The 942-nt window shown below is 47.1% G+C and carries 2 protein-coding genes; both read right to left on the bottom strand.

What is annotated here, in order from left to right:
* Positions 1 to 454 (bottom strand): AAA family ATPase (locus tag ADICYQ_RS31185; protein ID WP_498366127.1); only part of this gene is annotated, 454 nt, incomplete at its 3' end.
* The coding region (locus ADICYQ_RS31180) for an AAA family ATPase (RefSeq protein ID WP_235114505.1) at positions 406 to 942 on the bottom strand (537 nt) is incomplete at its 5' end. The genes ADICYQ_RS31180 and ADICYQ_RS31185, both read right to left, overlap by 49 nt.

The raw sequence follows: 942 nt of genomic DNA, 5'->3' as shown, positions 1-942 counted from the left end.
CAGAGTTTGATTTCGGTGAGAGGCAAAGCTCAATAACTGCGTTGGCCAGCGGGATTCGCGCTTCAGGAAACCCGACTCGCTCAGCGGTCTGAATAGCGTTCAGCACTCTAGGACCGGCTTGCGGGCTTGCTAAACCGATATCTTCATAGGCGATAACAAGCAATCGTCTTGCGATGCTCTCCAGATCACCGGCTTCAATTAATCTAGCCAAATAGTGAAGAGCAGCGTTGGCATCAGAGCCGCGGATCGATTTTTGAAAAGCGGACAGTACATCATAATGCGCGTCACCATCTTTATCGTGAGAAAAGCTTTTTTTCTGCAAGCATTCTTCCGCGGTTTCTAATGTAATGTGAATTTCACCGTCTGCTGACTCCTTCGTTGACAACACGGCAAGCTCAAGCGCATTTAAAGCGGAGCGGACATCTCCTCCGCATCCGTGGGCAAAATGCTCCATCGCCTGATCATCAATGGATACAGAATAGGTGCCAAGGCCCGATGCTCATCATGGAGCGCACGTTCCAGTGCCTGTTTAATCAGATCAGGTGTTAACGGTTCAAGCTCAAAAATCTGGGTCCGGCTTCTGATCGCCGGATTAATGGCATGATACGGGTTAGCCGTCGTTGCTCCGATCAAAATGATCATTCCGTTTTCTAAATAGGGTAATAGAAAATCCTGTTTTCCTTTATCCAGCCTGTGGACTTCATCCAGAATCAAAATCACTTGGCCGGACATCTTGGCTTCCTGAGCTACGATTTCCATATCTTTTTTATTGTTAATGACAGCATTCAGCTTTCGAAAAGCAATACTTGTTGAACCGGCGATTGCTGTTGCGATTGATGTTTTTCCAATTCCGGGCGGCCCGTACAAAATCATGGATGACAAATATTTTGCCTGGACCATTCTGCCAATAATTTTATCTTCAGCCACCAGATGCTGCTGGCC

This window comes from Cyclobacterium qasimii M12-11B (assembly GCF_000427295.1).
GTDB lineage: Bacteria > Bacteroidota > Bacteroidia > Cytophagales > Cyclobacteriaceae > Cyclobacterium > Cyclobacterium qasimii.
The sequence above is the reverse complement of the archived record's forward strand: the minus strand, read 5'-3'. Positions and strand labels throughout refer to the sequence as shown.